This is a genomic window from Caballeronia ptereochthonis (assembly GCF_001545075.1).
Classification (GTDB): Bacteria; Pseudomonadota; Gammaproteobacteria; order Burkholderiales; family Burkholderiaceae; genus Caballeronia; species Caballeronia ptereochthonis.
The window spans coordinates 170,388-195,864 of record NZ_FCOB02000003.1; the positions used below are offsets into that span (position 1 = coordinate 170,388).

28 protein-coding genes and 1 riboswitch are annotated in these 25,477 nt (G+C 65.1%); of the genes, 13 read left to right on the forward strand and 15 right to left on the reverse strand.

Going from position 1 to position 25,477, the window contains the following annotated elements; genetic code table 11:
* Positions 1–27: 27 nt before the first annotated feature.
* Both AWB83_RS04290 and AWB83_RS04295 read right to left on the reverse strand, forming a co-directional pair.
* Positions 28–819: a CbtA family protein gene (locus AWB83_RS04290; protein WP_087043003.1), complete on the reverse strand. Its 792-nt coding sequence runs from the start codon at positions 817–819 to the stop codon at positions 28–30.
* Between the two features lie 9 nt (positions 820–828).
* Positions 829–1,062 carry a CbtB domain-containing protein gene (locus tag AWB83_RS04295; RefSeq protein ID WP_087043004.1) on the reverse strand — a complete coding sequence of 78 codons (234 nt, stop codon included), beginning with the start codon at positions 1,060–1,062 and terminating at the stop codon, positions 829–831.
* Between the two features lie 29 nt (positions 1,063–1,091).
* A riboswitch (cobalamin riboswitch) is annotated at positions 1,092–1,218 on the reverse strand.
* A 48-nt stretch (positions 1,219–1,266) separates the two neighbouring features.
* On the opposite strand from AWB83_RS04295, the gene AWB83_RS04300 reads away from it, so the two are divergent.
* The 3 genes from AWB83_RS04300 (at position 1,267) to hmuQ (ending at position 2,651) form a co-directional block, all read left to right on the forward strand.
* Positions 1,267–1,836, forward strand: coding sequence for a histidine phosphatase family protein (locus AWB83_RS04300; protein WP_087043005.1), 570 nt, complete (start codon positions 1,267–1,269; stop codon positions 1,834–1,836).
* 81 nt (positions 1,837–1,917) lie between these two features.
* Complete coding sequence (locus AWB83_RS04305) at positions 1,918–2,289, forward strand: DUF1428 domain-containing protein (RefSeq protein ID WP_087043006.1); 372 nt, start codon at positions 1,918–1,920, stop codon at positions 2,287–2,289.
* A gap of 47 nt (positions 2,290–2,336) precedes the next feature.
* Positions 2,337–2,651 (forward strand): heme-degrading protein HmuQ, encoded by a 315-nt coding sequence (gene hmuQ, locus AWB83_RS04310; RefSeq protein WP_087043007.1) that lies wholly within the window; start codon positions 2,337–2,339, stop codon positions 2,649–2,651.
* A gap of 74 nt (positions 2,652–2,725) precedes the next feature.
* On the opposite strand, the gene AWB83_RS04315 is transcribed toward hmuQ, so the two are convergent.
* The gene (locus AWB83_RS04315; RefSeq protein ID WP_087043008.1) at positions 2,726–3,049 is read right to left on the reverse strand and encodes a hypothetical protein; all 324 of its coding nucleotides are present in this window, start codon (positions 3,047–3,049) and stop codon (positions 2,726–2,728) included.
* Between the two features lie 102 nt (positions 3,050–3,151).
* Complete coding sequence (lhpI, locus tag AWB83_RS04320; RefSeq protein WP_087043149.1) at positions 3,152–4,102, reverse strand: bifunctional Delta(1)-pyrroline-2-carboxylate/Delta(1)-piperideine-2-carboxylate reductase; 951 nt, start codon at positions 4,100–4,102, stop codon at positions 3,152–3,154.
* 254 nt (positions 4,103–4,356) lie between these two features.
* Between lhpI and ppk2 the strand changes: the two genes are divergently transcribed.
* Complete coding sequence (gene ppk2, locus AWB83_RS04325) at positions 4,357–5,253, forward strand: polyphosphate kinase 2 (protein WP_087043009.1); 897 nt, start codon at positions 4,357–4,359, stop codon at positions 5,251–5,253.
* A 21-nt stretch (positions 5,254–5,274) separates the two neighbouring features.
* Here ppk2 and AWB83_RS04330 read toward each other — a convergent pair whose 3' ends face one another.
* The 5 genes from AWB83_RS04330 to AWB83_RS04350 all read right to left on the reverse strand — a co-directional run bounded on the left by AWB83_RS04330 (position 5,275) and on the right by AWB83_RS04350 (position 12,504).
* Positions 5,275–5,502: a hypothetical protein gene (locus tag AWB83_RS04330; protein ID WP_087043010.1), complete on the reverse strand. Its 228-nt coding sequence runs from the start codon at positions 5,500–5,502 to the stop codon at positions 5,275–5,277.
* Between the two features lie 169 nt (positions 5,503–5,671).
* Positions 5,672–7,168, reverse strand: coding sequence for an efflux transporter outer membrane subunit (locus tag AWB83_RS04335; protein ID WP_279629072.1), 1,497 nt, complete (start codon positions 7,166–7,168; stop codon positions 5,672–5,674).
* Positions 7,169–7,191: 23 nt separating this feature from the next.
* On the reverse strand, positions 7,192–10,392 hold the full coding sequence (locus AWB83_RS04340) for an efflux RND transporter permease subunit (RefSeq protein ID WP_087043011.1): 3,201 nt from the start codon (positions 10,390–10,392) through the stop codon (positions 7,192–7,194).
* A 28-nt stretch (positions 10,393–10,420) separates the two neighbouring features.
* A complete protein-coding gene (locus AWB83_RS04345) occupies positions 10,421–11,617 on the reverse strand; it encodes an efflux RND transporter periplasmic adaptor subunit (RefSeq protein ID WP_087043012.1) in 1,197 nt (398 codons plus the stop codon).
* Positions 11,618–11,685: 68 nt separating this feature from the next.
* The gene (locus AWB83_RS04350; protein ID WP_087043013.1) at positions 11,686–12,504 is read right to left on the reverse strand and encodes an alpha/beta hydrolase; all 819 of its coding nucleotides are present in this window, start codon (positions 12,502–12,504) and stop codon (positions 11,686–11,688) included.
* A gap of 215 nt (positions 12,505–12,719) precedes the next feature.
* On the opposite strand from AWB83_RS04350, the gene AWB83_RS04355 reads away from it, so the two are divergent.
* The 4 genes from AWB83_RS04355 (at position 12,720) to AWB83_RS36705 (ending at position 15,094) form a co-directional block, all read left to right on the forward strand.
* Positions 12,720–13,730 carry a LysR family transcriptional regulator gene (locus tag AWB83_RS04355; RefSeq protein ID WP_087043014.1) on the forward strand — a complete coding sequence of 337 codons (1,011 nt, stop codon included), beginning with the start codon at positions 12,720–12,722 and terminating at the stop codon, positions 13,728–13,730.
* A 38-nt stretch (positions 13,731–13,768) separates the two neighbouring features.
* Complete coding sequence (locus AWB83_RS04360) at positions 13,769–14,299, forward strand: GNAT family N-acetyltransferase (RefSeq protein ID WP_087043015.1); 531 nt, start codon at positions 13,769–13,771, stop codon at positions 14,297–14,299.
* 235 nt (positions 14,300–14,534) lie between these two features.
* Complete coding sequence (locus tag AWB83_RS04365) at positions 14,535–14,906, forward strand: DUF4148 domain-containing protein (RefSeq protein WP_087043151.1); 372 nt, start codon at positions 14,535–14,537, stop codon at positions 14,904–14,906.
* A gap of 32 nt (positions 14,907–14,938) precedes the next feature.
* Positions 14,939–15,094 (forward strand): hypothetical protein, encoded by a 156-nt coding sequence (locus AWB83_RS36705; protein WP_167389064.1) that lies wholly within the window; start codon positions 14,939–14,941, stop codon positions 15,092–15,094.
* A 48-nt stretch (positions 15,095–15,142) separates the two neighbouring features.
* Here the strand turns inward: AWB83_RS36705 and AWB83_RS04370 are convergent, their stop codons facing one another.
* The gene (locus tag AWB83_RS04370) at positions 15,143–17,665 is read right to left on the reverse strand and encodes an adenosylcobalamin-dependent ribonucleoside-diphosphate reductase (protein WP_087043016.1); all 2,523 of its coding nucleotides are present in this window, start codon (positions 17,663–17,665) and stop codon (positions 15,143–15,145) included.
* A 321-nt stretch (positions 17,666–17,986) separates the two neighbouring features.
* On the opposite strand from AWB83_RS04370, the gene mobB reads away from it, so the two are divergent.
* Complete coding sequence (mobB, locus tag AWB83_RS04375) at positions 17,987–18,529, forward strand: molybdopterin-guanine dinucleotide biosynthesis protein B (RefSeq protein WP_087043017.1); 543 nt, start codon at positions 17,987–17,989, stop codon at positions 18,527–18,529.
* Here the strand turns inward: mobB and AWB83_RS04380 are convergent.
* Complete coding sequence (locus AWB83_RS04380; RefSeq protein ID WP_087043018.1) at positions 18,508–18,717, reverse strand: DUF2783 domain-containing protein; 210 nt, start codon at positions 18,715–18,717, stop codon at positions 18,508–18,510. The genes mobB and AWB83_RS04380 overlap by 22 nt on opposite strands.
* Positions 18,714–20,393: an FAD-dependent oxidoreductase gene (locus tag AWB83_RS04385; protein WP_087043019.1), complete on the reverse strand. Its 1,680-nt coding sequence runs from the start codon at positions 20,391–20,393 to the stop codon at positions 18,714–18,716. Before AWB83_RS04385 ends, AWB83_RS04380 begins: the two co-directional genes overlap by 4 nt.
* A 295-nt stretch (positions 20,394–20,688) precedes the next feature.
* Between AWB83_RS04385 and AWB83_RS04390 the strand changes: the two genes are divergently transcribed.
* Positions 20,689–20,904, forward strand: a complete 216-nt coding sequence (locus AWB83_RS04390) for a YXWGXW repeat-containing protein (RefSeq protein WP_087043020.1) — start codon at positions 20,689–20,691, stop codon at positions 20,902–20,904.
* 14 nt (positions 20,905–20,918) lie between these two features.
* On the opposite strand, the gene AWB83_RS04395 is transcribed toward AWB83_RS04390, so the two are convergent.
* Both AWB83_RS04395 and AWB83_RS04400 read right to left on the reverse strand, forming a co-directional pair.
* A complete protein-coding gene (locus AWB83_RS04395; protein ID WP_087043021.1) occupies positions 20,919–21,701 on the reverse strand; it encodes an IclR family transcriptional regulator in 783 nt (260 codons plus the stop codon).
* Between the two features lie 61 nt (positions 21,702–21,762).
* Positions 21,763–22,272, reverse strand: a complete 510-nt coding sequence (locus AWB83_RS04400) for a cupin domain-containing protein (RefSeq protein WP_087043022.1) — start codon at positions 22,270–22,272, stop codon at positions 21,763–21,765.
* A gap of 89 nt (positions 22,273–22,361) precedes the next feature.
* Between AWB83_RS04400 and AWB83_RS04405 the strand changes: the two genes are divergently transcribed.
* Positions 22,362–23,099 carry an ABC transporter substrate-binding protein gene (locus AWB83_RS04405; RefSeq protein ID WP_087043023.1) on the forward strand — a complete coding sequence of 246 codons (738 nt, stop codon included), beginning with the start codon at positions 22,362–22,364 and terminating at the stop codon, positions 23,097–23,099.
* A gap of 11 nt (positions 23,100–23,110) precedes the next feature.
* Positions 23,111–23,551 carry a GNAT family N-acetyltransferase gene (locus tag AWB83_RS04410; RefSeq protein WP_087043024.1) on the forward strand — a complete coding sequence of 147 codons (441 nt, stop codon included), beginning with the start codon at positions 23,111–23,113 and terminating at the stop codon, positions 23,549–23,551.
* Positions 23,552–23,663: 112 nt separating this feature from the next.
* On the opposite strand, the gene AWB83_RS04415 is transcribed toward AWB83_RS04410, so the two are convergent.
* A complete protein-coding gene (locus AWB83_RS04415; protein ID WP_087043152.1) occupies positions 23,664–24,353 on the reverse strand; it encodes a DJ-1/PfpI family protein in 690 nt (229 codons plus the stop codon).
* Positions 24,354–24,472: 119 nt separating this feature from the next.
* Between AWB83_RS04415 and AWB83_RS04420 the strand changes: the two genes are divergently transcribed.
* A complete protein-coding gene (locus tag AWB83_RS04420) occupies positions 24,473–25,459 on the forward strand; it encodes a GlxA family transcriptional regulator (protein ID WP_087043025.1) in 987 nt (328 codons plus the stop codon).
* Positions 25,460–25,477 lie beyond the last annotated feature (18 nt).

Sequence of the window (25,477 nt, forward strand, 5' to 3'; positions counted from 1 at the left end):
GGGTCGTGTCATCGGCGAACGAGGAGCTCAGGCCGCGGCCATTCTCCTGACCGCCGGCCGCTCGAGTTCACGCGCGGCGAGCGCGCCGAACAGGAGGCCGAGCGTCGTCCAGATCAGCGCCTGAATGCCGATCGCGGCCACGCGGAAGTTCCACAGCAGCGAAGCCGAGAAATCGGCGGGCACTTCGTCGACGCGCGGCAGCGCGACCTGCGCCATCGCGATCACCACGATATACGCTGCCCCGGCGATGAGCGTCGCGTTCCAGCCGCCATGCTGCGCCTGCATGCGCCGCTGCAGCCGCACGGCGAACACCGCGGCCACGAGGGAAATCGCCACCATGCAGAAGAAGAGCGCGGTGCGCGGCCCAATGGTCTCCGGATTGCCCACGGCGGGCGGATTCGGCGGGTACTTGAGGAACGGCACAATGGCCACGCTCACGAAACCGAACAGCGCCAGAAGCGCCGACGTGCCGCGCGCATGCAGCGCGCCGAGCCGTCCATAGGCGAACGCGAACACCAGCGAGAAAAGGCCGCCGAGCGCCGTGCCGAACACGGCGACACCCGTCAACAGCCCAAGGCCGGCCTGAGTGTCGCGGGAGACGAGCGCTTCGTCGCCGTGATCGTGCGAATGCGCGGCATTCGCGGAAGCATCGGCGTGTTCGTGCTCGTGCTCATGCGCCGCTTCGGCATGCTCGTGCCGTTCCTCGAACGCGATGGCCCGCGCGATCGACGGTTCGCCGAACGCACGCGCGAAACCGAAGCCGATCAGGCCCGCGACCAGTCCCGCGATCATGCCGCGTATCAGCAAGCTGCGAATCATCGCGCGTCCTCAGTGGCATGGAAAGCCGAGCAAGTGCCGGCCGTCGTGGACGAATTCGTGGACGTACATGCCCGGGAAGATCGACGTCGCGCCCTGCTCCGCGCCGACAAAATAGATCGCGATCAGCAGAATCAGGCCGATGAAGATGGCCCAGGGCAACACTTCGCGCACCGGAATGGGCACGGGTGCGTCGAGCGACGGGGAAACCGGCGATGAAAAAACCGGCGCGTTGGAAGCATTCATGGTGGTTCTCCAGGGAAAAGCGCGTCCCGATTGACGAAGAGCATGCAGCGGGGTCTGACTCGCGGCGCATCGCTCCAAGGCTGACGAACCGCTCACAGTGGCGCGACCGTGCCGGGTTCACACCGGCTTCCTCGCACTGCAAGCTTGCCATTCTATGACGATTGCCGGCAAAGTAAAACGATCTCCACCGGGCCGTCGACTGCATTGGAACTCATTCTGCTGTGCCACGCCGCCACGCGCGCGATGAAAACCGGCCGCTTTCCCACGGGTGACGAGCCCGCCGAACGCCATGCACCCGCTGCACCCGCGCCCGCTCACGCGGAGGACGCGGCGCGCGTGATCGCGAGCCCCGCGCGCGTCGCGCGCGAAACGGCGGCGTGCATCGCGCGGTCATTCGACATCGATCCCGCGTTCGACGACATCGACTACGGCCGCTGGCGCGGTCGCTCGATCCGCGAGATCGGCGAATGCGAGCCCGCGAATATCGCTGCATGGCTCGACGATCCTCGCGTATGTCCGCATGGCGGCGAAAGCGTGGCGATGCTCGCGGCGCGCGTCATCGAAGGCATTGCACGCATCGAAGGCGAGGCACGGAGCGGGCGCTGCATCGTCGTCACGCACGCGATCGTCGTCAAGGCGGCCGTCGCGCACGCCCTCGGCAAGCCGCTGTCGTCGATCGGCGCAATGAACTTCGCGCCGCTCTCGCGCACCGTGCTCAAACGGCAATCCGGCGCAGAGGCGTGGACGGTCGAATTGCCTTGTCCGCCCGCCTGAACTTCGTGGCTTACAAAACGCTCAAAGCAGGCAGCGCAGCGAATGCGCGAGTCGGTTCCCACATCCATTCAGGAGGCTCAGATGGCGCACTACGTAGACGGATTCGTCGTACCCGTGCCGATCGACAAGATCGACGCGTACCGGACCATGGCAGAGGCGGCCGGCAAGATCTGGCTGGAACACGGCGCGCTGCAGTTCGTCGAGACCATCGCCGACGACGTGAAGCCCGGCAAGCTCACGTCCTTTCCGCAGAGCGTGCAGCTCAAGGAAGGCGAGACGGTCGTGTTCTCGTATATCGTCTACGCGTCGCGCGAGCAACGCGACAGCGTCAATGCGAAAGTGATGGAAGACCCACGCCTGAAATCGATGATGGAATCGGGCGAGCCGCCGTTCGACCCGCAGCGCATGTTCTTCGGCGGCTTCACGACAATAGTCGAACTCTCGCACGACTGATATTTTTGTATCTTTGAGCGCGCTCGCCGCGAAGGAAACGCATCGACATGTATATCGCCATGAACCGCTTCAAGATCGTGCCCGGCGCCGAGGCCGACTTCGAACGCCTTTGGACCAGCCGGGACACGCATCTCAAGGAGGTGCCGGGTTTCGTCGAATTTCATCTGCTCAAGGGGCCGGCGAAGGACGATCACGTCCTCTATTCGAGCCACACGATCTGGGCAAACCGGGAAGCGTTCGAGGACTGGACGCGGTCGGACGCGTTTCGCGCCGCGCACCGCAACGCGGGCGGCGAGACGCGCCAGCTTTATCAGGGTCATCCCGAGTTCGAAGGCTTCGAGGTCATTCAGACCGTCAAATGAACGCTTGCTCGCCCCCGCGCAAGCACGCGCGTTTTACACAGATGTGAAAAAACGCGCTTCCCTTCGGACGTGGCTCAAGCCTTCGCGCCGCGCGCCATGCGCTGCAGCGTCGATGAATCAATGGCCGCGGCGCAGATGCGCACCGCTTCCGTCAGCGTGCGCGGCCGGCCCGCTCCGAAGTGCGATTCGAGCATGGCCACGGCGCGCAGACGTTCGTCCTTGCCGAGCGTCTCGCCGGTGGCGAGCTCCAGCACCGATATGAAATAGGCTGCGGGCGGCGCCGCGTTCGCGTGAGGAGGCGCGTTGCGGTCCCCGCCCGCCGCGCCGCCGGCGCCTTCAGGTCCGTGCTCACGCGCCGGAAGCCACGGGTGCCATTTGCTGTCGTGTCGACTTTTCATGGGTCAGTTCGCTGCCTCGATTGCTATGGCGCTCCGTCGCGCCGATGGTCATTTAAGATCGCGCAGCAAGTACCGTTCCACTCGTCCCGCGTTCCGCCGCGCTTATTGCGGGGCAGCGCGTTCGTCCGACAAAAGGACGCGCGCCACCCGGCACGCCGCGAGGTCCCACGCCGCGCACCCGACCGACTTGAACATCACGGGACGCGCCGCGTCGACGGGCGTGCCGGGCGCGGCGAGCGCCTCGGCGAGCGCATGCACCGTGTTCCAGTCCACGCCCGCGAGAATCAACTCGCCCGCCTCGTGGCGCGCACCGGCGAGATCGTCGACATAAAGCTCGCTGGCGTGGACGGTCGCGGCGGCGATCTCCGCGGCATCGGCCGTGAACGCGCCCACGCCGATGACGAGCCGCCCGGCGCGCGCCGGCGCGGTGTAGACGGGCGTCTTGCTCGTCGTCGCGGCGATCACGACATCGATCGAATCGGGAATCGCGGAAGCCTCCAGCGCGGCGAGCCTGTCCGATACCGATGCATGCGTCGCGCAGAATTCGCGCGCGCGTTCGGGACGCGAGCCCTGCACGCGGATGCGCGCATCGGGATACACAGACGCGAGCGCCTCGATGTGATATGCCGCCTGCTTGCCCGTGCCGATCACGAGCACCTCGCGCGGCGCGTCGCCGTGCAGCGCGCGAATCGCGAGCATTGACACCGCCGCCGTGCGCCGCCCCGTCACGGTCGGTCCGTCGAGCATGAACTGCGGCACACCGGTGACGGCATCGAATGCGGTGACCTGGCCGTGAATCGTCGGCAGCCCCAGCGCGCCGTTGCCCGCGCAGACGTTGACGAGCTTGTGGATCGCGAGATCGGCGGCGCTCGCCGGCATCGACAGCATGACGCCGCCTTCGATCGGCACGACCATGCGCTCCGGGCTCACGATGCGCCCGGCGGCATAATCGAGCATGGTCGCGGCGAGCGTGTCCACGAGCCGGTCATAAGGCACGAGGCGCGCGGTGCGGGCTTCGTCGAAACTCTGAAGGGCGCGTGGAGTGTCTGTCATCGTGGTCTCGCTGAAAGAGTTGGAAAATGCCATCGGCATGCCATTGAAGTGCCGGAACATTCTAACGGTGCGGGTCTCCGCTTCATAAAGCGCTGCTTCGTGACCACGCGCCGCTTCCCTTTCTACAATGAAACCTCGTTTCCCTGTTGCGGCGGTTGTCATATGACTGCCATCGAAAAGGGTCATAATCGGCCGTCCCGCGCCGCGCCCTGTCACTCGACGGCGACAGCCCAAGAACGCTCACGGAGCTCTTCATGAACACGACGGACAAGCAGCGCCGTTTCCACGCCGACATCATCGACAGCTACGACGAAGAGTTCGAGATGGAAGTCGACGACCGTTTCCTGGACGGCGAATCGACCTTCTCGGAAGAAGACCGCCAGCTGCGCAAGACCTACTTCCGCGAGCTGTTCCGGCTGCAGGGCGAGCTCGTGAAGCTGCAGGACTGGGTCGTGCATACGGGACATCGTCTCGTCGTGATCTTCGAAGGGCGCGATGCCGCCGGCAAGGGTGGCGCGATCAAGCGCATCACGCAGCGTTTGAATCCGCGGGTGTGCCGCGTGGCCGCCCTGCCCGCGCCGAACAACCGCGAACGCACGCAGTGGTACTTCCAGCGTTACGTGTCGCACTTGCCCGCGGCCGGCGAGATCGTGCTGTTCGACCGCAGCTGGTACAACCGCGCGGGCGTCGAGCGCGTGATGAACTTCTGCACCGACGAAGAGTATGAGGAATTTTTCCGCTCGGTTCCCGAGTTCGAGAAGATGCTCGTGCGGAGCGGCATTCAGATCATCAAGTACTGGTTCTCGATCACCGACGACGAACAGGAAGTGCGGTTCCAGGCACGCATCGAAGATCCGCTCAAGCAGTGGAAGCTGAGTCCGATGGACCTGGAAAGCCGTCGCCGCTGGGAAGCGTACACGGCGGCAAAGGAGGTGATGCTCCAGCGCACGCACATTCCGGAAGCGCCGTGGTGGGTCGTGCAGGCCGTCGACAAGAAGCGTGCGCGCCTGAACTGCATTCATCATCTGCTGAGCCAGGTGCCGTATCACGAGATCGACCATCAGCCGATCACGCTGCCCGATCGTGTGTTCAATCCCGATTATCTGCGGCAGCCCGTGGCCGATGAGATGTACGTTCCCGAGGTCTATTGAGGTCGATGTCTTACGCGAGCGTCAGCAGCAGTGGTTGCAGGGGAGGTGCTTCACGGCGCCGTTGCCGCGCTGGCGCCCCAGCGTGTGGCGCAGCGCGAACTGATACGCGTGTTGCGACCCCTTCAGCACCATCACGAACATCACCTGCGCGAGATTGAAGTCGAGCGTGACCATCAGGCGCGTCAACAGTAGCAGTGGCAGCACCACCGCCGGCTGATACAGTTGTCTTGCGATCAAGTCTTTCATCATCGGCTCCCATTCCCATGATTAGAATTGTATGGATCGGGGCCTCGCGGATAAACGCTCCGCAGGTGAAGACATATGTTCCATGAGACGAACAATCGGTTCGTCTTCCGCGTGGCTCTTCTCAACGAGCACCTGAAAAAATGGCCCTGCACGAAACAGGGCCATGTTCACGTCACTTCTGCGCGAGACTCGGCTCGGGCACCGGCGTGGGGCTGGCGTCGCCCCAGCCGCCGCCCAGCGCGCGTATCAGGTTCACCGTCGATACCGCCTGCGTGCCCTGCAATTGCACGGCCGCGCGCTGCGATTGCAGCACGGTGCGCTCCGCATCGATCACGTCGAGATAGTTCACCGCGCCTTCGGTGTACTGCGTGCGCGAGAGCTGCGCGGCGCGCACCGACGCTTTCACGGCATCGTCCTGCGTCGCCGTCTGGTCTTCGAGGATGCGCAGGTCCGAAAGGTTGTCCTCCACCTCGCGGAACGCGACGAGCACCTGCTGACGATAGTTCGCCACGTCCTCTTCATACACCGCGCGCGCATTCGCCAGATTGCCCTTGCGACGGCCGCCGTCGAAGATCGGGATGTTCAGCGCGGTGCCCGCGAACGGACCGAGCAGGAACGTGCGGCTCGACCACTTGAACAGATCGCCGAGCGTCGCGGATTCGAAGCCGCCCGAACCCGTCAGCGTGAGCGACGGGAAGAACGCGGCCTTCGCCACGCCGATGCGCGCATTGGCCGCCGCCATCGAGCGCTCCGCCGCCGCGATGTCCGGACGACGCTCCAGCAGCGACGAAGGCAGGCCCGGCGGCACGCGCACCGTCACCGGCTTGAGCGGGTTCGCGGCCATGGTGAACTCCGCGGGCGCCTTGCCGAGCAGCACCGCGAGGCTGTGCTCGGAAGCCGCGCGCAGGCGCTGCACCGTCATCGCGTCCGAACGCGCCGTCGCAAGCTCCGACTTCGCGCGCGCCACGTCCAGCTCGCTGATATCGCCTTCGGTGAAGCGGCGCTGCACGAGCTTCAGCGCTTCCTCGCGCAACTGCACCGTGCGCGTGAAGACGTCGGTTTCGGCATCCAGCTCGCGCAGATTGAAATAGTTCTGCGCGACATCCGCCTGCAGCGCGAGCTGCACCGAGCGGAACAGGGCCTCGCTCTGCTGCGTGTCGGCGTTCGCGGCCTGCACCGAGTTCGATACCCGGCCGAACAGATCGACTTCATACGACACGCTTGCCTGCGCGCGCCACAGCGTCTGCGCGGGCACGTTCCCATCGGGCGGCAGGAACTGCGACGCGGGCGAGAGCTTCTCGCGCGTCGGCCCGAAGCCCGCGTCGAGCGTCGGGAAGAGACCCGCGCGCGCCGTCTGGTTGATTGCGCGCGCTTCCTTCACGCGCGCCGCCGCGGCCTTCAGGTTCTGGTTCGCGTCCTGCGCCTGCTTTTCCAGATCGTTGAGCGTGGCGTCGTCGAAGATCGTCCACCATTCGCCGCGCAGCATCTCTTCCGAGGGCTGCGCGGTCTTCCACGTACCCGCTTCCGATGCGTCGAGCGTCTTCTGCGGCGTTTCCTTGTATGCGGACGGCTCGTTGACGTTCGGCTTTTCGTAGGTCGGCGCGAGCGAACAGCCCGCGACCACCAGCAAAGCCGCCATCAGACCAGGCAAACCCAACCATCGTTTCATATGCAACCTGTTCATCATCGACCTCATTGCGCCTCGTAGGAGGCACCGATACCGCGCATCTGCGGATGCGAGCCGTGCTTGTCCGTCACGTGTTCCGTGCGGGAGAGCTTGCGCAGGATCACGTAGAACACCGGCGTCAGCATCAGACCGAAGAGCGTCACGCCTAGCATGCCGAAGAACACCGCGACGCCCATCGCGTGACGCATTTCCGAGCCCGCGCCCGTGGACAGCACGAGCGGCACCACGCCCATGATGAACGCGATGGACGTCATCAGGATCGGGCGCAGACGCAGGCGGCTCGCCTCGATCGCGGCCTGCACGATCGAGCGCCCCTGCATCTCCAGCTCGCGTGCGAACTCCACGATCAGAATCGCGTTCTTCGCCGACAAGCCCACCAGCACCATCAAGCCGATCTGCGTGAAGATGTTGTTGTCGCCATCGGTGAGCCACACGCCGAGCAGGGCCGACAGAATGCTCATCGGCACGATCAGGATGACCGCGAGCGGCAGCGTCAGGCTTTCATACAGCGCGGCGAGCACGAGGAACACCAGCAGCACGCTGATCGGGAACACCCACAGCGCGGCATTGCCCGCGAGGATCTGCTGATACGTGAGATCGGTCCATTCGAACTTGATCCCGCGCGGCAGCACTTCCGCCGCGATGCGTTCCGCCGCCGCCTGCGCCTGGCCGGACGAGTAGCCGGGAGCCGGACCACCGTTGATGTCGGCAGCGGTATAGCCGTTGTAGCGCACCACCATCTCGGGGCCGTACGTCGGCGTCACCTTGACGAGCGACGAGAGCGGCACCATGTCGCCGTTCGCATTGCGCGTCTTCAGCAAGCCGATGTCCTCGGGATTCGCCCGGAACGGCGCATCCGCCTGCACGCGCACCTGATACACGCGTCCGAAGCGATTGAAATCGTTCACGTAGAGCGAGCCGAGATAGACCTGCATCGTGTCGAACACGTCGGTGACGGAAACGCCCAGTTGCTTCGCCTTCACGCGGTCCAGATCGACGTTCAGCTGCGGCACGTTGATCTGATAGCTCGAGAACGTCGGGCCGAGCTCGGGCGTCTGCGATGCGCGCTTGATGAACGCCTGCGTCGCATCCGCGAGCGCCGCATAGCCGAGCGCGCCGCGATCCTCCAGCTGCATCTTGAAGCCGCCGAGCGTGCCGAGACCGAGAACCGGGGGCGGCGGGAACACGGCGATGAACGAACCCTTGATACCCGCGTACTTCTGGTTCAGCGCACCCGCGATGGCGTTCGCCGACAGCGCCTTGTCATGCACGCGCTCCTTGAAGGGCTTCAGCGTGACGAACACGATGCCCGCGCTCGACGAATTAGTGAAGCCGTTCACCGACAAGCCCGGGAATTCCACCGCGCTTTCCACGCCCGGCTGCTTCAACGCAATGGCCGACATCTCGCGGATCACGCCTTCCGTGCGGTCGAGCGACGCGCCGTTCGGCAGTTGCGCGAAGCTGATCAGATACTCCTTGTCCTGCGCGGGCACGAAGCCGCCCGGCACGATCTTGCCCATCAGCACGGCGCCGGCGAGCAGCACGGCATAAACGACCATCATCAATGCCTTGCGGTTGATGACGCTCTTCACGCCCTTGCCATACGCATCCGAGCCGCGATGGAAGACCTTGTTGAAGCCGCGGAAGAAGCCGCCGAACACGCGGTCCATGCCACGTGTGAGCCAGTCCTTGGGCTCGTCGTGGCCCTTCAGCAGCAGCGCGGCGAGTGCGGGCGACAAGGTCAGCGAGTTGAACGCGGAGATCACCGTCGAAATGGCGATGGTCATCGCGAACTGCTTGTAGAACTGGCCAGTGAGACCGGACATGAACGCGAGCGGCACGAACACGGCGACCAGCGTCAGCGCAATCGCGATGATCGGCCCGCTCACCTCGCGCATCGCCTGATACGTGGCCTCTCTCGCTGACAGTCCCGCCTCGATGTTGCGCTCGACGTTCTCGACGACCACGATCGCATCATCCACGACGATACCGATCGCCAGCACCATCCCGAACAGCGACAGCGCGTTGATCGAGAACCCGAACGCGAGCAGCAGCGAGAACGTACCGACGATCGACACCGGCACGGCAAGCAACGGAATGATCGATGCGCGCCACGTCTGCAGGAACACGATTACGACGAGCACGACCAGCGCGATCGCTTCCGCGAGCGTGTGAATCACCGCTTCGATGCTCGAGCGCACGAACTGCGTCGGGTCGTAGACGATCTGATATTCTAGGCCCGCCGGCATGTCCGCCTTCAGTTCCTTCATCGTCTTGCGGACTTCGTCGGAGATCTGCAGCGAGTTCGCGCCCGGCTGCTGATTGATCGCGATCGCAACCGCCGACTTGTTGTCGAGCAACGAGCGCAGGCCGTATTCCGATGCGGCGAGTTCGACACGCGCGACGTCGCTCAGGTGCGTGACAGCGCCATCAGGTGAAGTCTTGAGCACGATGTCGCGAAACTCCGACTCGTTCTGCAGGCGGCCGCGCGCATTCACGTTGAGTTGCAGCGGCACGTTCGGCAGCGTCGGCGAGCCGCCGATCACACCCGCCGCGACCTGCACGTTCTGCTCGCGGATCGCATTGACCACATCCGTCGCCGTCATGCCGCGCTGCGCGACCTTCTGCGGGTCGAGCCATACGCGCATGGAGTAGTCGCCCGAGCCCCACAGCTGCACTTCGCCCACGCCCGCGATGCGCTCGAGCCGGTCCTTCACGTTGATCAGCGCGTAGTTGCGCAGATACGTCATGTCGTAGCGGCCGTTGGGCGAGTTCAGGTGCACGACCATCGTGAGCGTCGGCGAGGACTTGATGGTCGTCACGCCCAGGCGCTGCACATCCTGCGGCAGGCGCGGCAGCGCCTGGTTCACGCGGTTCTGCACGAGCTGCGTGTTCTTGTCAGGATCGGTGCCGAGCTTGAACGTGACGGTAGTCGTGAGGTTGCCGTCGCTATTGGCTTGCGACTGCATGTAGAGCATGTCCTCGACGCCGTTGATCTGCTCCTCGAGCGGCGAGGCCACGGTCTCCGCGATCACCTTCGGGTTCGCGCCGGGATACTGCGCATGCACGACGACCGAAGGCGGCACGACTTCCGGATACTCGGAGATCGGCAGCTTGAACATCGCGATGATGCCCGCCAGCAGCACGACCACCGATAGCACGCCCGCGAAGATCGGGCGGTCGATGAAGAATTTGGATATGTTCATGACGAGTTCTGTCTGTTGCGGATGACGCTCACGACGCGGAAGCCGTCTTCACGGCAGGCGCGGCATCGTTGTTGTCCATCGCGACGTTGTTGGCCTTGATCACGTCGTTGGGACGCACGCGCTGCAAGCCGTTCACGACGATGCGCTCACCCGGCTGCAAGCCCTTGCTGATGACGCGCAGGCCCTCATGCGTCTGACCGAGCGTGACCTCGCGATACTGCACGCGGTTGTCCTTGTCGACGACCATCACGTACTTCTTGTCCTGGTCGGTGCCGATGGCCTCGTCTTCCACGAGCACGGCCGGGTGCGGCGTGCCGCCGCCCACCTTCACGCGCGCATAGAGGCCCGGCACGAGCGAGCCGTCCGGATTGTTGAAGCGTGCACGCACGCGGATCGTGCCGGAGGTCGTGTCGAGCCGGTTGTCGACGGAATCCACCACGCCGTCGCGCGAATAGCCGTCCTCGTTCGCGAGACCGAGCGACACCGGCACCGAGCTGCCCGCGTCGCGGCCGAGATAGCGCAGGTAGGTCTGTTCGTCGACATCGAATGATGCGTAGATCGGCGACACGGAGACGAGTGTCGTCAGCAAGGGCGCGTTCGCCCCCGTTGACACGATGTTGCCGACCGTGAGCTCCGCACGCGACACGCGGCCCGACACGGGCGCCACGATATGCGTGTACGCGAGATTGATCTTCGCGGTCTCGACCGCGGCCTGCGCGGCCTTCAGGTTCGCGACCGCCTCGCGCGCGGCGTTCTGCTTCTCGTCGTAATCGCGCTTGGCGATCGCGTTGTCCGCGAGCAGGCGCTCGGCGCGCGCGGCATCCGTCGACGTGTAGCCGTTGCGCGCCTGCGCCGCCGCGAGCTGCGCCTGCGCGCGGTCCACTTCGGCTTCGTACGGGCGCGGATCGATCGTGAAGAGCGGATCGCCCTTCTTCACGAGCTGGCCGTCCTTGAAATGCACGGCGACGATCGTCCCCGGAACGAGCGGGCGAATGTCCACGTGATCCACCGCTTCGAGCCTGCCGGAATAGCTTTGCCAGTCGGTGATGGTCTTCGAGACCACCGTCGCCACGTCGACTTCCGTGGCGGTCGGGCTGTGCGCCGCGGCTTGCGCCTGATTCATCGCCGCGTCGCCGTGGCCGCGCCAGGCGGTGTAGCCGCCCGCGCCGGCGATGACCAGCGTCGCGCCTAGCGCGGCGTAGATGCGTTTGCGAGTGAAGAACATGGTGAGAAGCTCCGGTTGCGTTGAGATTGTTGTTGTGCGATGCGTACCTTGCGCGCCGTTTCTTGCGGTCATTTCGCGCGCGCCAGCCGCTTCCTGAAGAACGCGACGACGTCGGCAAGCGCGTCGGGGTGCGCTGCGAGCGCCTGATGCGACGTCTTGCAATGACGCGTGACCTCGGTCGGCACACCCGCCGCGATCAGTTCGCCCGCGTACTTCTCCGCTTCGATATGCAGGAGATCGTGCTCGGCGCTGGCGATGAGCGCGGGCGGCAGGCCATGAAGACGGCGCGATTCGAGCGGCGCCGCGTACGGATGCAGCCGCTGCGACGGATTCGGCAGATAGGCGCGATACCATTGGGCGCATTCGCACGCTTCGAAATCGGGACACAGCACCTTGCGTTCGTCCGCGAGGCGCGTCATGCTCGGATCGAGCAGCGGCGCGAGCAAGGCTTGCGCGGACATGCGAATATCACCGCGATCGCGTGCGATGGCCGCGACGCACGTCGCGAGATTCCCGCCCGCGTCATGGCCCGCGACACCGATGCGCAGCGGGTCCGCGCGCTGCGCGCGGGCATGCGCGACGGCCCATTGCGCGGCGCGATAGCCGTCCTCGGGCGCGGCGGGAAACGGAAATCCCGGCGCGAGCGAATAGCCGACCGACACGACCCACGCAGGCGTATCGCGGGCGATCGTCGCGGCGGCAATGTCCGCGTCGTCCAGTCCGCCGCGAATAAAACCGCCGCCGTGGAAGTACAGAACGATGGGCAGGATCGTGCCGTCCGAGGCGGGACGGTAGCTGCGCAGGGTGATCGGCTGCGCGTGTCCCGTGATGCGCACCTCTTCGATGCACAGCCGGGGACTCGACTCCAGATCCAACAGTGACGCCATGGTTATTCTCGGTGCGCGGCCGGTGCTGCACGGCCGTGACGCATAAGTTGCGATGGTGCGAATTCTGGAGTCCGCGCCTTTTTAGATAAATGCCTATAATCCGGCAACACAATTCGGTCGCACCGAACAATCGTGGTTATCCCTTGCGATTGTTTTTTCGGTCATTCTTTAGCGCGCGCTTAATTCCTTGCGGCGCTAAGCAAAGGTGAGAGAACATGGATCGGCTACAAGCAATGCAGGTCTTCACCCGCGTCGTCGACACCAACAGCTTTTCCCGCGCAGCGGACACGCTCAATCTGCCGCGTGCCTCGGTCACGACGATCATCCAGAATCTGGAAGCGCATCTGAACGTGCGCCTGCTCCAGCGCACGACGCGCAGGCTCAATCTCACGCCGGACGGCGCGGCGTATTACGAGCGTTGCGTGCGCATCCTCGCGGACATCGAGGAAGCGGAGGGCTCGTTCTCGAACAACGGCAAGGGCCCGCACGGCAAGCTGCGCGTCGACATGCCGGGCGCGATCGGGCGGCTCATCGTGATGCCGCAGCTGTGCGATTTCCATACGCGCTACCCGGACATCGAACTGATGATGGGTTTCGGCGACAAGCCGGTCGATCTGATTCAGGAAGGCGTCGATTGCGTGATTCGCGTGGGCACGCTGCAGGACTCGAGTCTCGTCGCGCGGCGCATTGGCGTGTTTCAGGGCGTGACGGTCGCGGCCCCGCAGTATCTCGAACGCAACGGCACGCCGAAAACGATCGACGATTTGCAGAATCACACGGCGGTGAATTATTTTTCGAGCCGCACGGGCCGCATCATGGACATGGACTTCGTCGTCGACGATGAAACCATCGAAGTGAAGATGCGCGGCATGATCGCGGTGAACGACGCCGAAGCGTATCTGAGCTGTGGTTTGAAGGGTGTCGGCATCATTCAGGTGCCGCGCTTCATGGCGCTGCCGCATCTGCGCGCGGGCGAGCTCGTCGAAGTGCTGCCGCAATGGAATCCGCTGCCGATGCCGATTTCCGCGGTGTATCCGCATAACCGGCATCTGTCGCCGAAGGTGCGCGTGTTCGTCGACTGGGCAGCCGAGCTGTTCGAGCGCTGCCCGCTGCTGCAAGGCCAGAAGGACGCCGAAGACCGCTGCCTGCCGACGAGCACGGCGGCGCCCACGATCGTGCGTCACGGCACGCCGGAAGTCGCGGGAACGGAAGATATCGTTGCATAGCTAATCATCGGCCGCGGGGCGGCACGGCAAGACCAGTAATGAACGAGAACATCACCGTGCGCCGCGTCGGCGCGAACGAAGCATCGGGGTACATCGAGACGCTGGCGGACGTCCTCATCGATTGTGTCGAGGGCGGCGCGTCCGTCAGCTTCATGCTGCCCATCTCGCGCGCGACGGCCGTCGAATTCTGGACGCGCGTCGCGCATGGCGTCGCGCGCAACGAGCGCATCCTGCTCGTTGCCGAAGACGCGAAAGGGAATGTCGTGGGCACCGTGCAGATCGTCGTCGATCAGCCGGAGAATCAACCACATCGCGCCGATGTCGCGAAGATGCTCGTTGTACGCCGGGCGAGACGTCAGGGCATTGCACAACGACTGATGGCCGCCGCAGACGATGCAGCGCGCGCCGCGGGCAAGTCCGTGCTGGTGCTCGATACCGTCACCGGCGGCGATGCCGAGCGCCTCTACGAGCGCGCCGGATGGCAGCGTGTCGGCGTGGTGCCGAACTATGCGCTGATGCCCGACGGCACGCCCTGCGCGACGACGTTCTTTCACAAGCAACTCGCCTAGCAATCGCTTCATGACGTGCCTATCGATTCGACAGGCATGTTTTCAACATCCCGCAAACGACCGCCCCTCAAGGCTCCGCGCGATTATTCGTCGAAATCGATAAATCTATTCGCTGATCCGGCATTTATCCGCCTGTACCCGGCGACTACATTCATTCCCATCGCAGCGTGCATCAACCGCAAAGTGCAATCCGCATTTGCCCGCACGCAGCATGGGAATGAAAGGAGTCGCAAGCATGAAACAGCTCATCACCGGGTTCTCTCTCGCAGCTATCTCCGCAGTCGTCTCGACCACGGCATTCGCCCAGAGCGGCCAGGGCATCGGCCGTGCAGGCACGGATCAGGTATCGACGCAAACGCAGGCGAACTCGAGCGACGCGCCCAAGACGCGCGCGCAAGTGCGTGCCGAACTGGTGGCCGCCTATTCGAACGGCTCGCTGCCTGCTTTGAACCGCAACACGTATCCGGAGCGCAGCATGTGGGGCGATGCCATCGCCGCGCAGAACGAGCAACGCGCTCGCGATGCGGCGCAGGCGGAAGCGCGCAACCGTGAAATCGTCGAGTATGCCAATGGCTCCGCGACGCACGGCAATGTAACGGCGCGCTGATCGCGCCGTCAGCGGAAATTCAAGAGGTCATCATGTTTGAAAATACTTCGCTCGAGCAGTTCTCGGCTCTGGACGACTTTGCATGGGCCACACCGGTATGGCGTCCGTTCGTGCAGCGTGAGTCGCATGTGCCCGCGGTCTCGCAAGAGAGCCAGCAACAGACCGCTGAATGCGCCCACAAGACGTGAAATGAAAGGCGCGGATCGAACTCCGCGCCTTTTCCCGCCTTTTCTCCTTTACCCGCACGCACCGATTTCGCCGCACGCCGTGCAGAAGTCGCAGCCATCCTTGCGGATCACCGCATTCGCACCACACGTGGCGCATTTTCGGCCGTGCATCTGGGGAAGACCATGTGGATCGATTTCGCCTGGCGCGATGCCATCGGATACGTCCTCGCTCTCATCGGCTACAGCTACCGCATGCGGCGCACGTTCGCCGCGCTTGCGCGCAAGCGCGCGCGAAGGTACCTGGTTGCCCTCTGCATCGAGAAAACCGCGGCGGTGAAGAATCTGCTGAATCGCATACGCTAGCGCCGCTACTTCGGAATCGTGCCAGCGCGGACTGCGATGTCCATCGAGACGATCGACATCGCCCAGCCGTACCTGCCCGCGATCCCACGACACTTTGCGCATGTCCTGGAGCGTGCGCGCCGCGAAGCCGCCGCGTGCGGCCAGTGACAGCGAGCGCATCGTCGCGGTGATCCATTGCTGCGATTCGTCGCGCTGCCCCGTGGGAATGAAGAACTCGATGGGCCGCTCGATCGTCACGTCCTCGCCCGCGATGCGTCCCGTCACTTCGATGAACGACACCGCGAGATAGAGCGACTTCTTCCCCGCCTGCGTCAGGTACTCGACCTTCTCGATGATCGCGGGCAACTCACCCTTCGGCCGGTGATCGATCGCGATGCGCAGCGGATCGAGGTCGAGCTCGGGATCCGGCGAATCGCTCGGCGTTTCGGCGGGCGCCACCGAAAGCACCGCGCCCAGCGTTTCGTTGGGCCGATACGTGGCGAGCCCCTTCAGGCCGCGCCGCCACGCTTCGAAATAGAGATCCTGAAACTTGTCGAACGGATAATCGGCGGGTACGTTCACGGTCTTCGAAATCGACGTGTCGACGAAGGGCTGCACCGCCGCCATCATCTCCATGTGATCGTGCGCGGACATCTCGAGCGCGCTCACGAAGTACTCGGGCAGCGCGTTCACGTCGCCGCCCATCTCCCGATAGAGCCGATACGCATGATCCTCGACGGCGAAGGTCTCGCGCGAGCCGTCCGCCATGCGCTTGGTGCGCTGATACGTCCATGAGAACGCGGGTTCGATGCCATTCGACGCATTGTCCGCGAACGCGAGGCTCACGGTGCCCGTCGGCGCGATGGAAAGCAGATGGCTGTTGCGGATGCCGTGCTCGCGTATTGCGCGCTTGATATCGTCCGGCAGGCGCGATGCGAACGTACCCTCCTCCAGATAACGCTTCGCATCGAAAAGCGGAAACGCCCCGCGTTCACGCGCGAGTTCGACGGATGCGCGATACGCTTCGTCGCGCATCGTGCGCGCGACGCGTGCGGCGAAGTCGCGTCCTTCCTGCGCGTCGTAGCGCAGGCCGAGCATCACGAGCGTGTCGCCCAGGCCCGTGAAGCCGACGCCGATGCGACGCTTCGCCGCCGCCTCGCGCGCCTGCTCTTCGAGCGGCCAGAGCGTCACGTCGAGCACGTCGTCGAGGAAGCGCACCTGGGTGCGTGTCGTGCGCGCGAGGCCGTCCCAGTCGAAGGAAGGCGCGCCGCCGCGCATCTGCGCGAAGGGCTCGCGCACGAGGCGCGCAAGATTGAGCGGACCGAGATTGCAGCAGCCGTAGGCGGGCAGCGGCTGCTCGCCGCATGGATTGGTCGCGCGGATCGCTTCGATGGCGCGCAGGTTGTTGTCGTCGTTCATGCGCGACATGAACACGACGCCCGGCTCCGCGACATCGTAGGTCGAACGCATGATCGTGTTCCACACATCGCGCGCGCGTACTTCGCGATAGACCCACAAGCCGTCCTCACGCTGATGCATGTCTTCGGCCGCGCGCTGCGCGGGCGACGGCTCGGCCTTGTGCACGAGCTGCCAGGTGGCGTCGTCGGCGACGGCCTGCATGAACTCGTCGGTCACCGCGACCGACACGTTGAAATTATTCCAGCGCCCTTTCGTATGTTTTGCCGCGATGAATTCGAGCAGGTCGGGATGCGTGCAATCGAGTATGCCCATCTGCGCGCCGCGCCGCGCGCCGGCGCTCTCGACGGTGCGGCACGAGGCATCGAACACGTCCATATAGCTGCACGGCCCCGAGGCCGCCGACCCCGTGGAATGCACGCGCGCGCCGCGCGGACGGATCGCGGAGAAGTTGTAGCCGACGCCGCCGCCGCGGCGCATCGTCTCGGCCGCCTGCAGCAGGGCGACATAGATGCCCGGCAAGCCGTTGCTGTCGACGCCCTGAATCGCATCGCCCACCGGCTGCACGAAGCAATTGATGAGCGTCGCATCGATGCCCGCGCCCGCCGCGCTCATGATGCGCCCCGCACCGAGCGCGCCACGCCGGAAGTTCTCGACGAACTCCGCTTCGATCTTCGTGCGCAATTCTTCAGGCTCGGCGAGCGCGACGCCGCGCGCCACGCGTCGATAGATATCCTCGACGCGCGTCTCGTCGCCCTTGGCGTACTTTTCGAGCATCACGTCGATGGAAAACTGCTGCGGTGCGAGAGCGATACTGGCATTGTCTTCAGCCATGTCGGATCCTGTGAACGCTTGAGCATGAGACGGTCCTGGCAAACCGTATGTGCAAAGCATGACGCGCGCCAGGAACAATCCACGACGATAGCGCGAATTCACTTTGCTCGCTACGGAAGCGCCAAATGGCCGCAGTGCATCTTGCGCTTCATCGCGCCTCGCGTACTTCGCGCTGATCGCGCGCGCCGGATCCTGCGATCCGGCGCGCGCGATTTTCCTGTTCTCACGAGGCAACCGCTAAACTTGAGGGACGCGCTCCTGATCGCCCGTGCCATTCACGACGATCGGACGAGCACCACACCAGTGAGACCCGACCTTCGCATGAACTCCCCTCATCCGCCGCTCTTCGGCATCGCAGGCCGCTCGGGCCAGGGCAAGACCACGTTGATCGAAGCGTTGCTGGCGTGGCTGCGCGCACGCGGCCTCACGGTCAACGTCATCAAGCACAGTCATCATTCGATCGAACTGGAGCCGCCGGGCAAGGACAGTGCGCGTTTTCGTCGCGCGGGCGCGGGGGAGGTGCTGATCGCATCGCCCTATCGCTATGCGATCGTGCGCGAGCTGAACGGCGCGGACGAGCCGCCGCTTGCCGATCTTGCCGCGCGCCTGTCGCACGCTGACCTCGTGATCGTGGAAGGATTCACGCGCGAGGCGATGCCGCGGCTGGAAGTCGTGCGGCCTTCCGTCGGCCGCGATCCGCTCTACAGGACAGACGTCGAGATAATTGCAATCGCAACCGACGATGCCGCCGCGCTCGATACGACGCTGCCCGTCCTCGCGCTCGACGACATCGCGGGCATCGGCGCATTCATCTGCGAGCGCGTGGGCATCGCCTTGAAGGATCAGCTCGCGACGAGGCCGTGACGCGCCATCGCCAGCGCTTCGCTCAACACTTCGCTGTCGCCGATGTGATTCGCAAGCAGCAGTATCAGCTTCGCGTTGAGCATCTGGCTTTCTTCGTCGGAGAGGCCGTTGTGCGTATCGATGAGGCGCTCGTAGAACGCATCGTGGTCCGCGATATTCAGTTCGAGATTGAGCTTCATACGATTCATCCGTTGCAGGTTGCACGCTCGAGCGCCGCCGCGACCGATGCGGCATCGAATGCGCGCCAGCGCGCGCACACGTGCTGGTCGGGACGCAGCAGATAGAACGTGCCGGGTCGCGCATCGAAGCGATGCGCGACCATCCCCTCGACATCCTCCACCACCGTCACGCCCTCCGACGTGCAAGCCATGCCCCTCGGCACGACGATCAGCGCGCGCACCGGCAGCGGGCCGTTCGACAATGCGGCGAGGCTTGGCGCGCAGGCGTGCGGATCGTGGCCGAGCCCGCAGAAGTAGATGCCCGTGAACGCGCTGCCGTGCGTCCGGGCGAGCAGCCATGCATCGCGGCCATCGACGCACACGGGCGCATCCACGCACGGCGCGCCGGGAACCATCGCACTATTGAAGGCGTCGTCGTCCCGATCGGGCGTATTGAGCGGCGAGTCGCGCAGCACCGCGGGCACGGAGAGCCGCCCGCTGTTCGCCATGCGCCGCGCGAATGGACAATCCTTCGCGAGCCTGAGCGTCGCATCGCGAAAGAGCCGCGACACCGCGCTCTTCGGCGTGATGAAATCCGTGGCGCGCGTCGAGTTGAGGATGTTCTCGTCGGCGGCGTATTCGCGCTCGGAAGCATACGTGTCGAGCAGCGTGTGCGGCGCATCGCCGTTCACGACGAGCTTGAGCTTCCATGCGAGATTATCCGCGTCCTGCACGCCGCTGTTCGCGCCGCGCGCGCCGAACGGCGACACGCCATGCGCGGCATCGCCCGCGAAGATGATGCGGCCATGCCTGAAATGCTCCATGCGCAGGCACGAGAACGTGTAGACGCTGACCCACTCGAGTTCGAATTCGGCGTCTTCGCCGAGCAGCGCCTTCACGCGTGGAATCACGCGCTCGGGCGCTTTTTCCGCGACGGGGTCCGCGTCCCAGCCGAGCTGAAAATCGATGCGCCATACGTTGTCCGGCTGACGATGCAGCAGCACGGACTGATTGCGATGAAACGGCGGATCGAACCAGAACCAGCGCTCGGTGGGAAACGGCGCCTTCATTTTCACGTCGGCGATCAGGAAGCGGTCCTTGAACGTGCGGCCGCGGCTGTCGAGATTGAGCGCACGACGCATCGGACTGCGCGCGCCATCGGCGGCGACGACATATTGCGCCTTGAGCGGATAGATTCCGTCGGGCGTTTCGACTTGCAACTCGACGTGATCCTCATGCTGCGTCACGCCGGTCACGTCGCTCTTCCAGCGCAAGTGCAGATTGTCGAGCTCCATCGCGCGCTCGGCGAGAAAGCCTTCGACGTAGTACTGCTGCAGGTTGATGAACGCGGGACGCGCGTGCCCGGTTTCCGGCAGCAGGTTGAACGTGTAGACGAGATCGTCTTGCAGAAAGACCTTGCCCACGTTCCAGCTCACGCCCTTCTCCATCATTCTTTCGCCGCAACCGAGGCGGTCGAAGATCTCCAGCGTGCGCTTGGCGAAGCAGATGGCGCGCGATCCGGTCGATACGGTGTCGTCATTGTCGAGCAGCACCGTGCGCACGCCTTGTTGCGCGAGATCGATGGCGGTCGCCAGGCCGACCGGCCCCGCGCCGATCACGGCCACGGGATAAGGCGAGGACGCCCGCGCATCGTGGTCGGGCGCGCGCTGGTATTCGAAACGCAGAGTGGCGTAATTCACGGACATTCGATCGTCTCCATCGTCGAGCCTTCATGCCCTCTTTGCGGGACTTCCTGCGGCTCCGGTGCGAATTGCTTCGCTCTCGGTTAGTTGTTCATCATTGTACAAGTCGTTTTATAGTGTTGAATTTAGGTTTACCCGAATCCGGGCGCCGGGTGCATGGGGAGGCCTCGGCGAAACGCATCCGGCATTTACATTCGCTTACAAGGTCGCGCGACAGTTTTCGTCTGCTTCGAACGTTCAATGGAAACGACGGCGGCACGGCCGCGACTCCAATATGAACATTAGAGGATCAAAACGTATGAAAGCGAAGGCTTCGCTGATGCTGATCGGCGCGATGACGGCGGGCGTGCTTCTGTCGGGTTGCGTGGTCGAACCGGCGCATCCGCCGCAACCCGCGCCCGTGGCCGAAGTCATGCCGCCTCCGCCCGCGCCGGGGTATCGCTGGGTGAAGGGACACTATCGGTGGGAAGGCAATCACTGGGCGTGGGTGCCGGGACACTGGCGGCCGGTCTGACCGCCGGGTCTGACTCAGACGGCGACGAAGCCCAGCATCTTCGAGACGCGTTGTGCGCAGGCGCGCAGCGCCTCCGAGATGGCGCCATTCCATGCGCCGTCGAACGAGCCGCTCGGCCCGATCGCCGTGATCGCGAGCACGATATTGCGCGAATGGTCGAACACCGGCGCGCTCATCGCGCTGATGCCGGCGACCGGCTCGTCGATCGCTCTCGCGATGCCGTGTTCGCGCACTTCGGCGAGCATCGCATCGATCTGCGCGCGCGTGTAGTCGCGTCGCTCGGCGCCGATCTGCAACGCGCCCGCGCGCTCGATCGCCACGAGCGCATCCACGGTCATCGGCGGCAGATACGCGGCGAACGCGCGGCCCGTCGCGGTCTGCAGCAGCGACATCACGGTGCCCGTGCGCATCGTCACGTGGATGGGCACGCTCGCCTGCTGGATGTGGACGATCGTCGGACCATAGCTGCCCGCGCTCGCGAGCGCGACCGTATGCTCGATGCGCGGCGTCATGTTCGCCACCTCCGTGACCGCGAGGCGCACCGGATCGACGCGCTGCAGGCTGATGAGCCCCATTTGCAGCGCGAACGGCCCGAGTTCATAGCGGCCCGTTGCGGGGTCTTGCTGAATCAGGCCGAGATTGCCGTACGACACGAGATACGGATGCGCCTTCGCCGACGGCATGCCGGCCTTCTTCGCGAGATCGCCGAGCAGCATCGGGCCGCCATGATCCACCAGCGCGCGCAAGAGCGCCCCACCTACTTCGATCGATTGAATCCCGCGGCGCACTCCGCTCATGCCTGACCTTGTGTTTGTAGTCGCGATGCGCGCGATGATAACCGCAGTCGCGCGCGCGGCGTCACGTCTTCGGCCCGAGCCGTGCGATCGTTTCCCGATGCTGCGGATAACGCGCTTCGAGCGCGCCCGGCGCGGCCAGCTCAAACTCGCTGAACTCGAAGCCCGGCGCGACCGTGCAGCCGACGAGCGCCGCGCCCGATGCATCACGGCATTCGGCGGCGAACCAGTTGCCCGCCTTCACGACCGCCTGAAACGCGGCGTCCGGATGCACGAGCGCATTGCCGAGCCGATGCGTGACGAGCGCGCCTTGCGCATCGAGCACGTGCACGTCGATCGGATCGCCCGCGTAGAAATGCCAGACTTCGTCCGAGCGAATGCGATGCCACGCGGAATGCGCGCCGTCGCACAACAGGAAATAGATCGCGGTGGACGCCGAACGCAGTTCGGCCCCGTTCTCGCGCACGACATTCCCGCTCGCCCGATACGTTTCGCGAAAATATCCGCCTTCAGGATGCAGTTCGAGCTTCAGACAACGGATCAATTCCCCACTGTCGATGCGTTCGCGTTGCATGTCGCTCCTTTGCCAGACCCGTTGCGGTTCGCGTATTCTGCATCGAATCGTTCGTATCGCCACGCCTCTTCAATCAACCGAAAGAAGCCATGACTCTCTCCTCTTCCTTGCTGAAAGCCTTCGCTCCGACCGGCACGTTGCGCGCATCGATCAATCTCGGCAATCCGATCCTCGCGCATCGGACGGACAGCGGCGAGCCGGGTGGCGTCTCCGTGGATCTCGCGCGCGAGCTCGCGGCGCGGCTCGACGTGCCGGTCTCGTTCACCGCATTCGACACCGCCGCCAGGTCCGTGGAAACCGTCACGAGCGAAGCCGCCGATATCGGCTTTTTCGCCATCGATCCGCTGCGCGGCGCGGGCATCGCGTTCACCGCGGCCTATGTGCTGATCGAAGGCTGCTATCTCGTGCGCGATGCGTCGCCGCTCACGCGCAACGAGGAAGTGGATCGCGAGGGCAATCGCATCATGGTCGGCAAGGGCAGCGCGTACGACCTGTTTCTCACGCGCGAGATCAGGCATGCGCAGATCGTGCGCACGGAGTCGTCGCAGGCGGTGGTCGAAGCGTTCCTGCGCGAGAACCTCGAAGTCGCGGCGGGCGTCAGGCAGCAGCTCGAAGCCGATGCGGCGCGCACGCCCGGGTTGCGTCTGCTCGACGGCCGCTTCATGGTGATCCAGCAGGCGATGGGCTTGCCGAAGAGTCGTGGCGACGAGGCGGCCGCCTATCTGCGCGATTTTGTGGAGGACGTGAAGCGCTCCGGCTTCGTCGCGGATGCGCTCGCGCGTCACGGCATCAAGGGCGCATCGGTCGCGCCGGCCGCACAGGCGTGAGCGGGCGCCGCATGAACGAGAGCGGGAGCGATGCAGGCGATGTGACGCTCGCGGTGACCGACTGGATCGACGCGACGTTCGAATGTGACGTCGCGGGCGGCCTCGCCGCCTTCAACCGCGAACAGCTCGGCCCGAGCCAGCAGCGCGATCTCGCGGTATCGGTCTATCGCGGCGACGATTTCGTCGGCGGCCTCGCGGGCTACACCGCGTGGGACTGGCTCTTCGTCAAATGGCTGTGGATACGCGAGGACGCGCGCGGCCTCGGATTCGGCGCACGCGCGCTCGCAGCCGCGGAGAACGAGGCGAAGAAGCGCGGCTGCCGCGCGGCATGGCTCGATACGGTCAATCCCGCAGCACGCGCGCTCTACGCGCGCTGCGGTTATGAACCGTTCGGCGAAATCGCCGATTTCCACGCGGGCCGGTCGCGCTATTTCATGCAGAAGCGCTTCTAGCTTCCTTGCGTCCCGCGTGCCCGCCATGCATTCTGCGTTTTGCGTTTTGCGTTTTGCGTTTTGCGTTTTGCATTTTGCATGCATAAGACCATCTTGCATTACGCATCTTGCATTACGCATTCAGCTTCAGGCGCTCGGCGACACGCGCCGTGATCGCGCTGCGCGCCGCGAGCGCCCCCGTCGAACGCTGGCGCACATCGCTCACGACGGCGGCCGGCGCGCGCGCCGGGTCTCCGGCGTCGAACGGCGGCGCCGGCGCATATTCCATCTCCAGCTGAATCGCCTGCGCCTCGTGTTGGCCGACGAGTTCGGCCGCGAGCGTCAGCGCGAAATCGATGCCCGCCGTGATGCCGCCGCCCGTGAACAGATTGCCGTCGCGCACCACGCGTTCGCGCACCGGGATGGCGCCGAGTTCCGCGAGCAGCGAGTGGAACGCCCAGTGCGTCGTCGCGCGCTTGCCGCGCAAGAGACCCGCCGCGCCCAGCACGAGCGAACCGGTGCAAACCGAAGTGACATAGCGTGCACCCGCCGCCTGCTTGCGAACGAAGGCGAGCGTTTCCTCGTCCTCCATCAGATCGCCGACGCCCGCGCCGCCCGGCACGCAGATCACGTCGAGCGCGGGGCAATCCGCGAAGGTCGCGTCGGGCGTCAGGATCATGCCCGCGCTGGATTTCACCGGGTCGAGCGTCTTCGCGACGAGGTGCACGCGGGTATCGGCCATGTGCGCGAACGCGTCGTAGGGGCCGGTCATGTCGAGTTGCTGCACGCGCGGAAACAGCAGCAGGCCGATGTGTCGTGTCATCGTCATCTCCTTGGTCGATGTTCATTGGCAGTGGACGAACCGATGCTACGCCGCTACCCTATGGCGAAATTGACACACAACCCACGTTTTCCGCCAACCTGCGATCGGGAGTGACCGCCATGCAGACCGATGCGCCCCGCACCGTCGACGTGCTCGCCTTCCCCGAGGTCCAGTTGCTCGATGTCGCGGGTCCCCTGCAGGTGTTCGCGACCGCCAACGAACTGGCGATCGCCGCAGGCATGCCGCGCCCGTACCGCCCGCGCGTGATCTCGCGCGACGGCGTCGTGAATGCATCGGCGGGGCTCGGCCTCGTCGCGCACCCATTGCCCGACGCGAGCGAAGCGTGCGACACGCTGATCATCGCGGGCGGCTGGGGCGTCCACGAGGCGGTACGCCATCCCGACCTCGTCGGCTGGGTGCGCACGCGCTCGACGCATGCCCGCCGCACGGCCTCGGTCTGCACCGGCGCGTTCCTGCTGGCGGCGGCGGGCCTGCTGGACGCGCGCCGCGCCGTCACGCACTGGACGCGCTGCGCCGAGCTGGCGGCGCGCTTTCCGGCGGTGCGCGTCGAGTCCGACCCGATCTTCATCCGCGACGGCGACGTGTGGACGTCGGCGGGCGTCACTGCGGGAATCGATCTTTCGCTCGCGCTCGTCGAGGAAGATCTGGGCCGCGCGCTCGCGCTCGACGTGGCGCGTCATCTCGTCGTTTTCCTGAAGCGCCCCGGCGGCCAGGCGCAGTTCAGCGCCGCGCTGTCACTGCAGAAATCCGGCGAGCGCTTCGCCGAGCTGCACGCGTGGATCGCCGAGAATCTCGCGTCGGATCTGTCGGTCGGCGTGCTTGCCGGGCGCGTCGGCATGAGCGAGCGCAGCTTCGTGCGCCATTACCGCGCGCAGACCGGCACGACGCCCGCGCGCTCGATCGAACGCATGCGCCTCGAAGCCGCGCGGCGCCTGCTCGGCGATACGGGCCTGCCGGTCAAGCGCGTCGCCGCGCGCTGCGGCTTTGGCTCGGAGGAAACGATGCGGCGCGGCTTCCTGCGCGCGCTCGGCGTCTCGCCGCAGGCCTATCGCGACAGATTTACCGGCGCGGCGCATTCGGAATAGATTCCCGCGCGCGCGCGG

Bases quoted from the DNA above. Each gene is read 5' to 3' on its own strand.
- AWB83_RS04405 (WP_087043023.1), top strand. From the start codon at position 22,362: ATGACTCTCTCCTCTTCCTTGCTGAAAGCCTTCGCTCCGACCGGCACG.
- AWB83_RS04335 (WP_279629072.1), bottom strand. From the start codon at position 7,168: ATGAAACGATGGTTGGGTTTGCCTGGTCTGATGGCGGCTTTGCTGGTG.
- AWB83_RS04420 (WP_087043025.1), top strand. From the start codon at position 24,473: ATGCAGACCGATGCGCCCCGCACCGTCGACGTGCTCGCCTTCCCCGAG.
- AWB83_RS04350 (WP_087043013.1), bottom strand. From the start codon at position 12,504: ATGGCGTCACTGTTGGATCTGGAGTCGAGTCCCCGGCTGTGCATCGAA.
- AWB83_RS04330 (WP_087043010.1), bottom strand. From the start codon at position 5,502: ATGATGAAAGACTTGATCGCAAGACAACTGTATCAGCCGGCGGTGGTG.
- AWB83_RS04410 (WP_087043024.1), top strand. From the start codon at position 23,111: ATGAACGAGAGCGGGAGCGATGCAGGCGATGTGACGCTCGCGGTGACC.
- hmuQ (WP_087043007.1), top strand. From the start codon at position 2,337: ATGTATATCGCCATGAACCGCTTCAAGATCGTGCCCGGCGCCGAGGCC.
- AWB83_RS04345 (WP_087043012.1), bottom strand. From the start codon at position 11,617: ATGTTCTTCACTCGCAAACGCATCTACGCCGCGCTAGGCGCGACGCTG.
- AWB83_RS04365 (WP_087043151.1), top strand. From the start codon at position 14,535: ATGAAACAGCTCATCACCGGGTTCTCTCTCGCAGCTATCTCCGCAGTC.
- AWB83_RS04370 (WP_087043016.1), bottom strand. From the start codon at position 17,665: ATGGCTGAAGACAATGCCAGTATCGCTCTCGCACCGCAGCAGTTTTCC.
- AWB83_RS04340 (WP_087043011.1), bottom strand. From the start codon at position 10,392: ATGAACATATCCAAATTCTTCATCGACCGCCCGATCTTCGCGGGCGTG.
- AWB83_RS04380 (WP_087043018.1), bottom strand. From the start codon at position 18,717: ATGAATCGTATGAAGCTCAATCTCGAACTGAATATCGCGGACCACGAT.
- AWB83_RS04290 (WP_087043003.1), bottom strand. From the start codon at position 819: ATGATTCGCAGCTTGCTGATACGCGGCATGATCGCGGGACTGGTCGCG.
- AWB83_RS04385 (WP_087043019.1), bottom strand. From the start codon at position 20,393: ATGTCCGTGAATTACGCCACTCTGCGTTTCGAATACCAGCGCGCGCCC.
- AWB83_RS04390 (WP_087043020.1), top strand. From the start codon at position 20,689: ATGAAAGCGAAGGCTTCGCTGATGCTGATCGGCGCGATGACGGCGGGC.
- AWB83_RS04305 (WP_087043006.1), top strand. From the start codon at position 1,918: ATGGCGCACTACGTAGACGGATTCGTCGTACCCGTGCCGATCGACAAG.
- lhpI (WP_087043149.1), bottom strand. From the start codon at position 4,102: ATGACAGACACTCCACGCGCCCTTCAGAGTTTCGACGAAGCCCGCACC.
- AWB83_RS04315 (WP_087043008.1), bottom strand. From the start codon at position 3,049: ATGAAAAGTCGACACGACAGCAAATGGCACCCGTGGCTTCCGGCGCGT.
- mobB (WP_087043017.1), top strand. From the start codon at position 17,987: ATGAACTCCCCTCATCCGCCGCTCTTCGGCATCGCAGGCCGCTCGGGC.
- AWB83_RS04415 (WP_087043152.1), bottom strand. From the start codon at position 24,353: ATGACACGACACATCGGCCTGCTGCTGTTTCCGCGCGTGCAGCAACTC.
- AWB83_RS04395 (WP_087043021.1), bottom strand. From the start codon at position 21,701: ATGAGCGGAGTGCGCCGCGGGATTCAATCGATCGAAGTAGGTGGGGCG.
- AWB83_RS04355 (WP_087043014.1), top strand. From the start codon at position 12,720: ATGGATCGGCTACAAGCAATGCAGGTCTTCACCCGCGTCGTCGACACC.
- AWB83_RS04295 (WP_087043004.1), bottom strand. From the start codon at position 1,062: ATGAATGCTTCCAACGCGCCGGTTTTTTCATCGCCGGTTTCCCCGTCG.
- AWB83_RS04400 (WP_087043022.1), bottom strand. From the start codon at position 22,272: ATGCAACGCGAACGCATCGACAGTGGGGAATTGATCCGTTGTCTGAAG.
- ppk2 (WP_087043009.1), top strand. From the start codon at position 4,357: ATGAACACGACGGACAAGCAGCGCCGTTTCCACGCCGACATCATCGAC.
- AWB83_RS04360 (WP_087043015.1), top strand. From the start codon at position 13,769: ATGAACGAGAACATCACCGTGCGCCGCGTCGGCGCGAACGAAGCATCG.
- AWB83_RS36705 (WP_167389064.1), top strand. From the start codon at position 14,939: ATGTTTGAAAATACTTCGCTCGAGCAGTTCTCGGCTCTGGACGACTTT.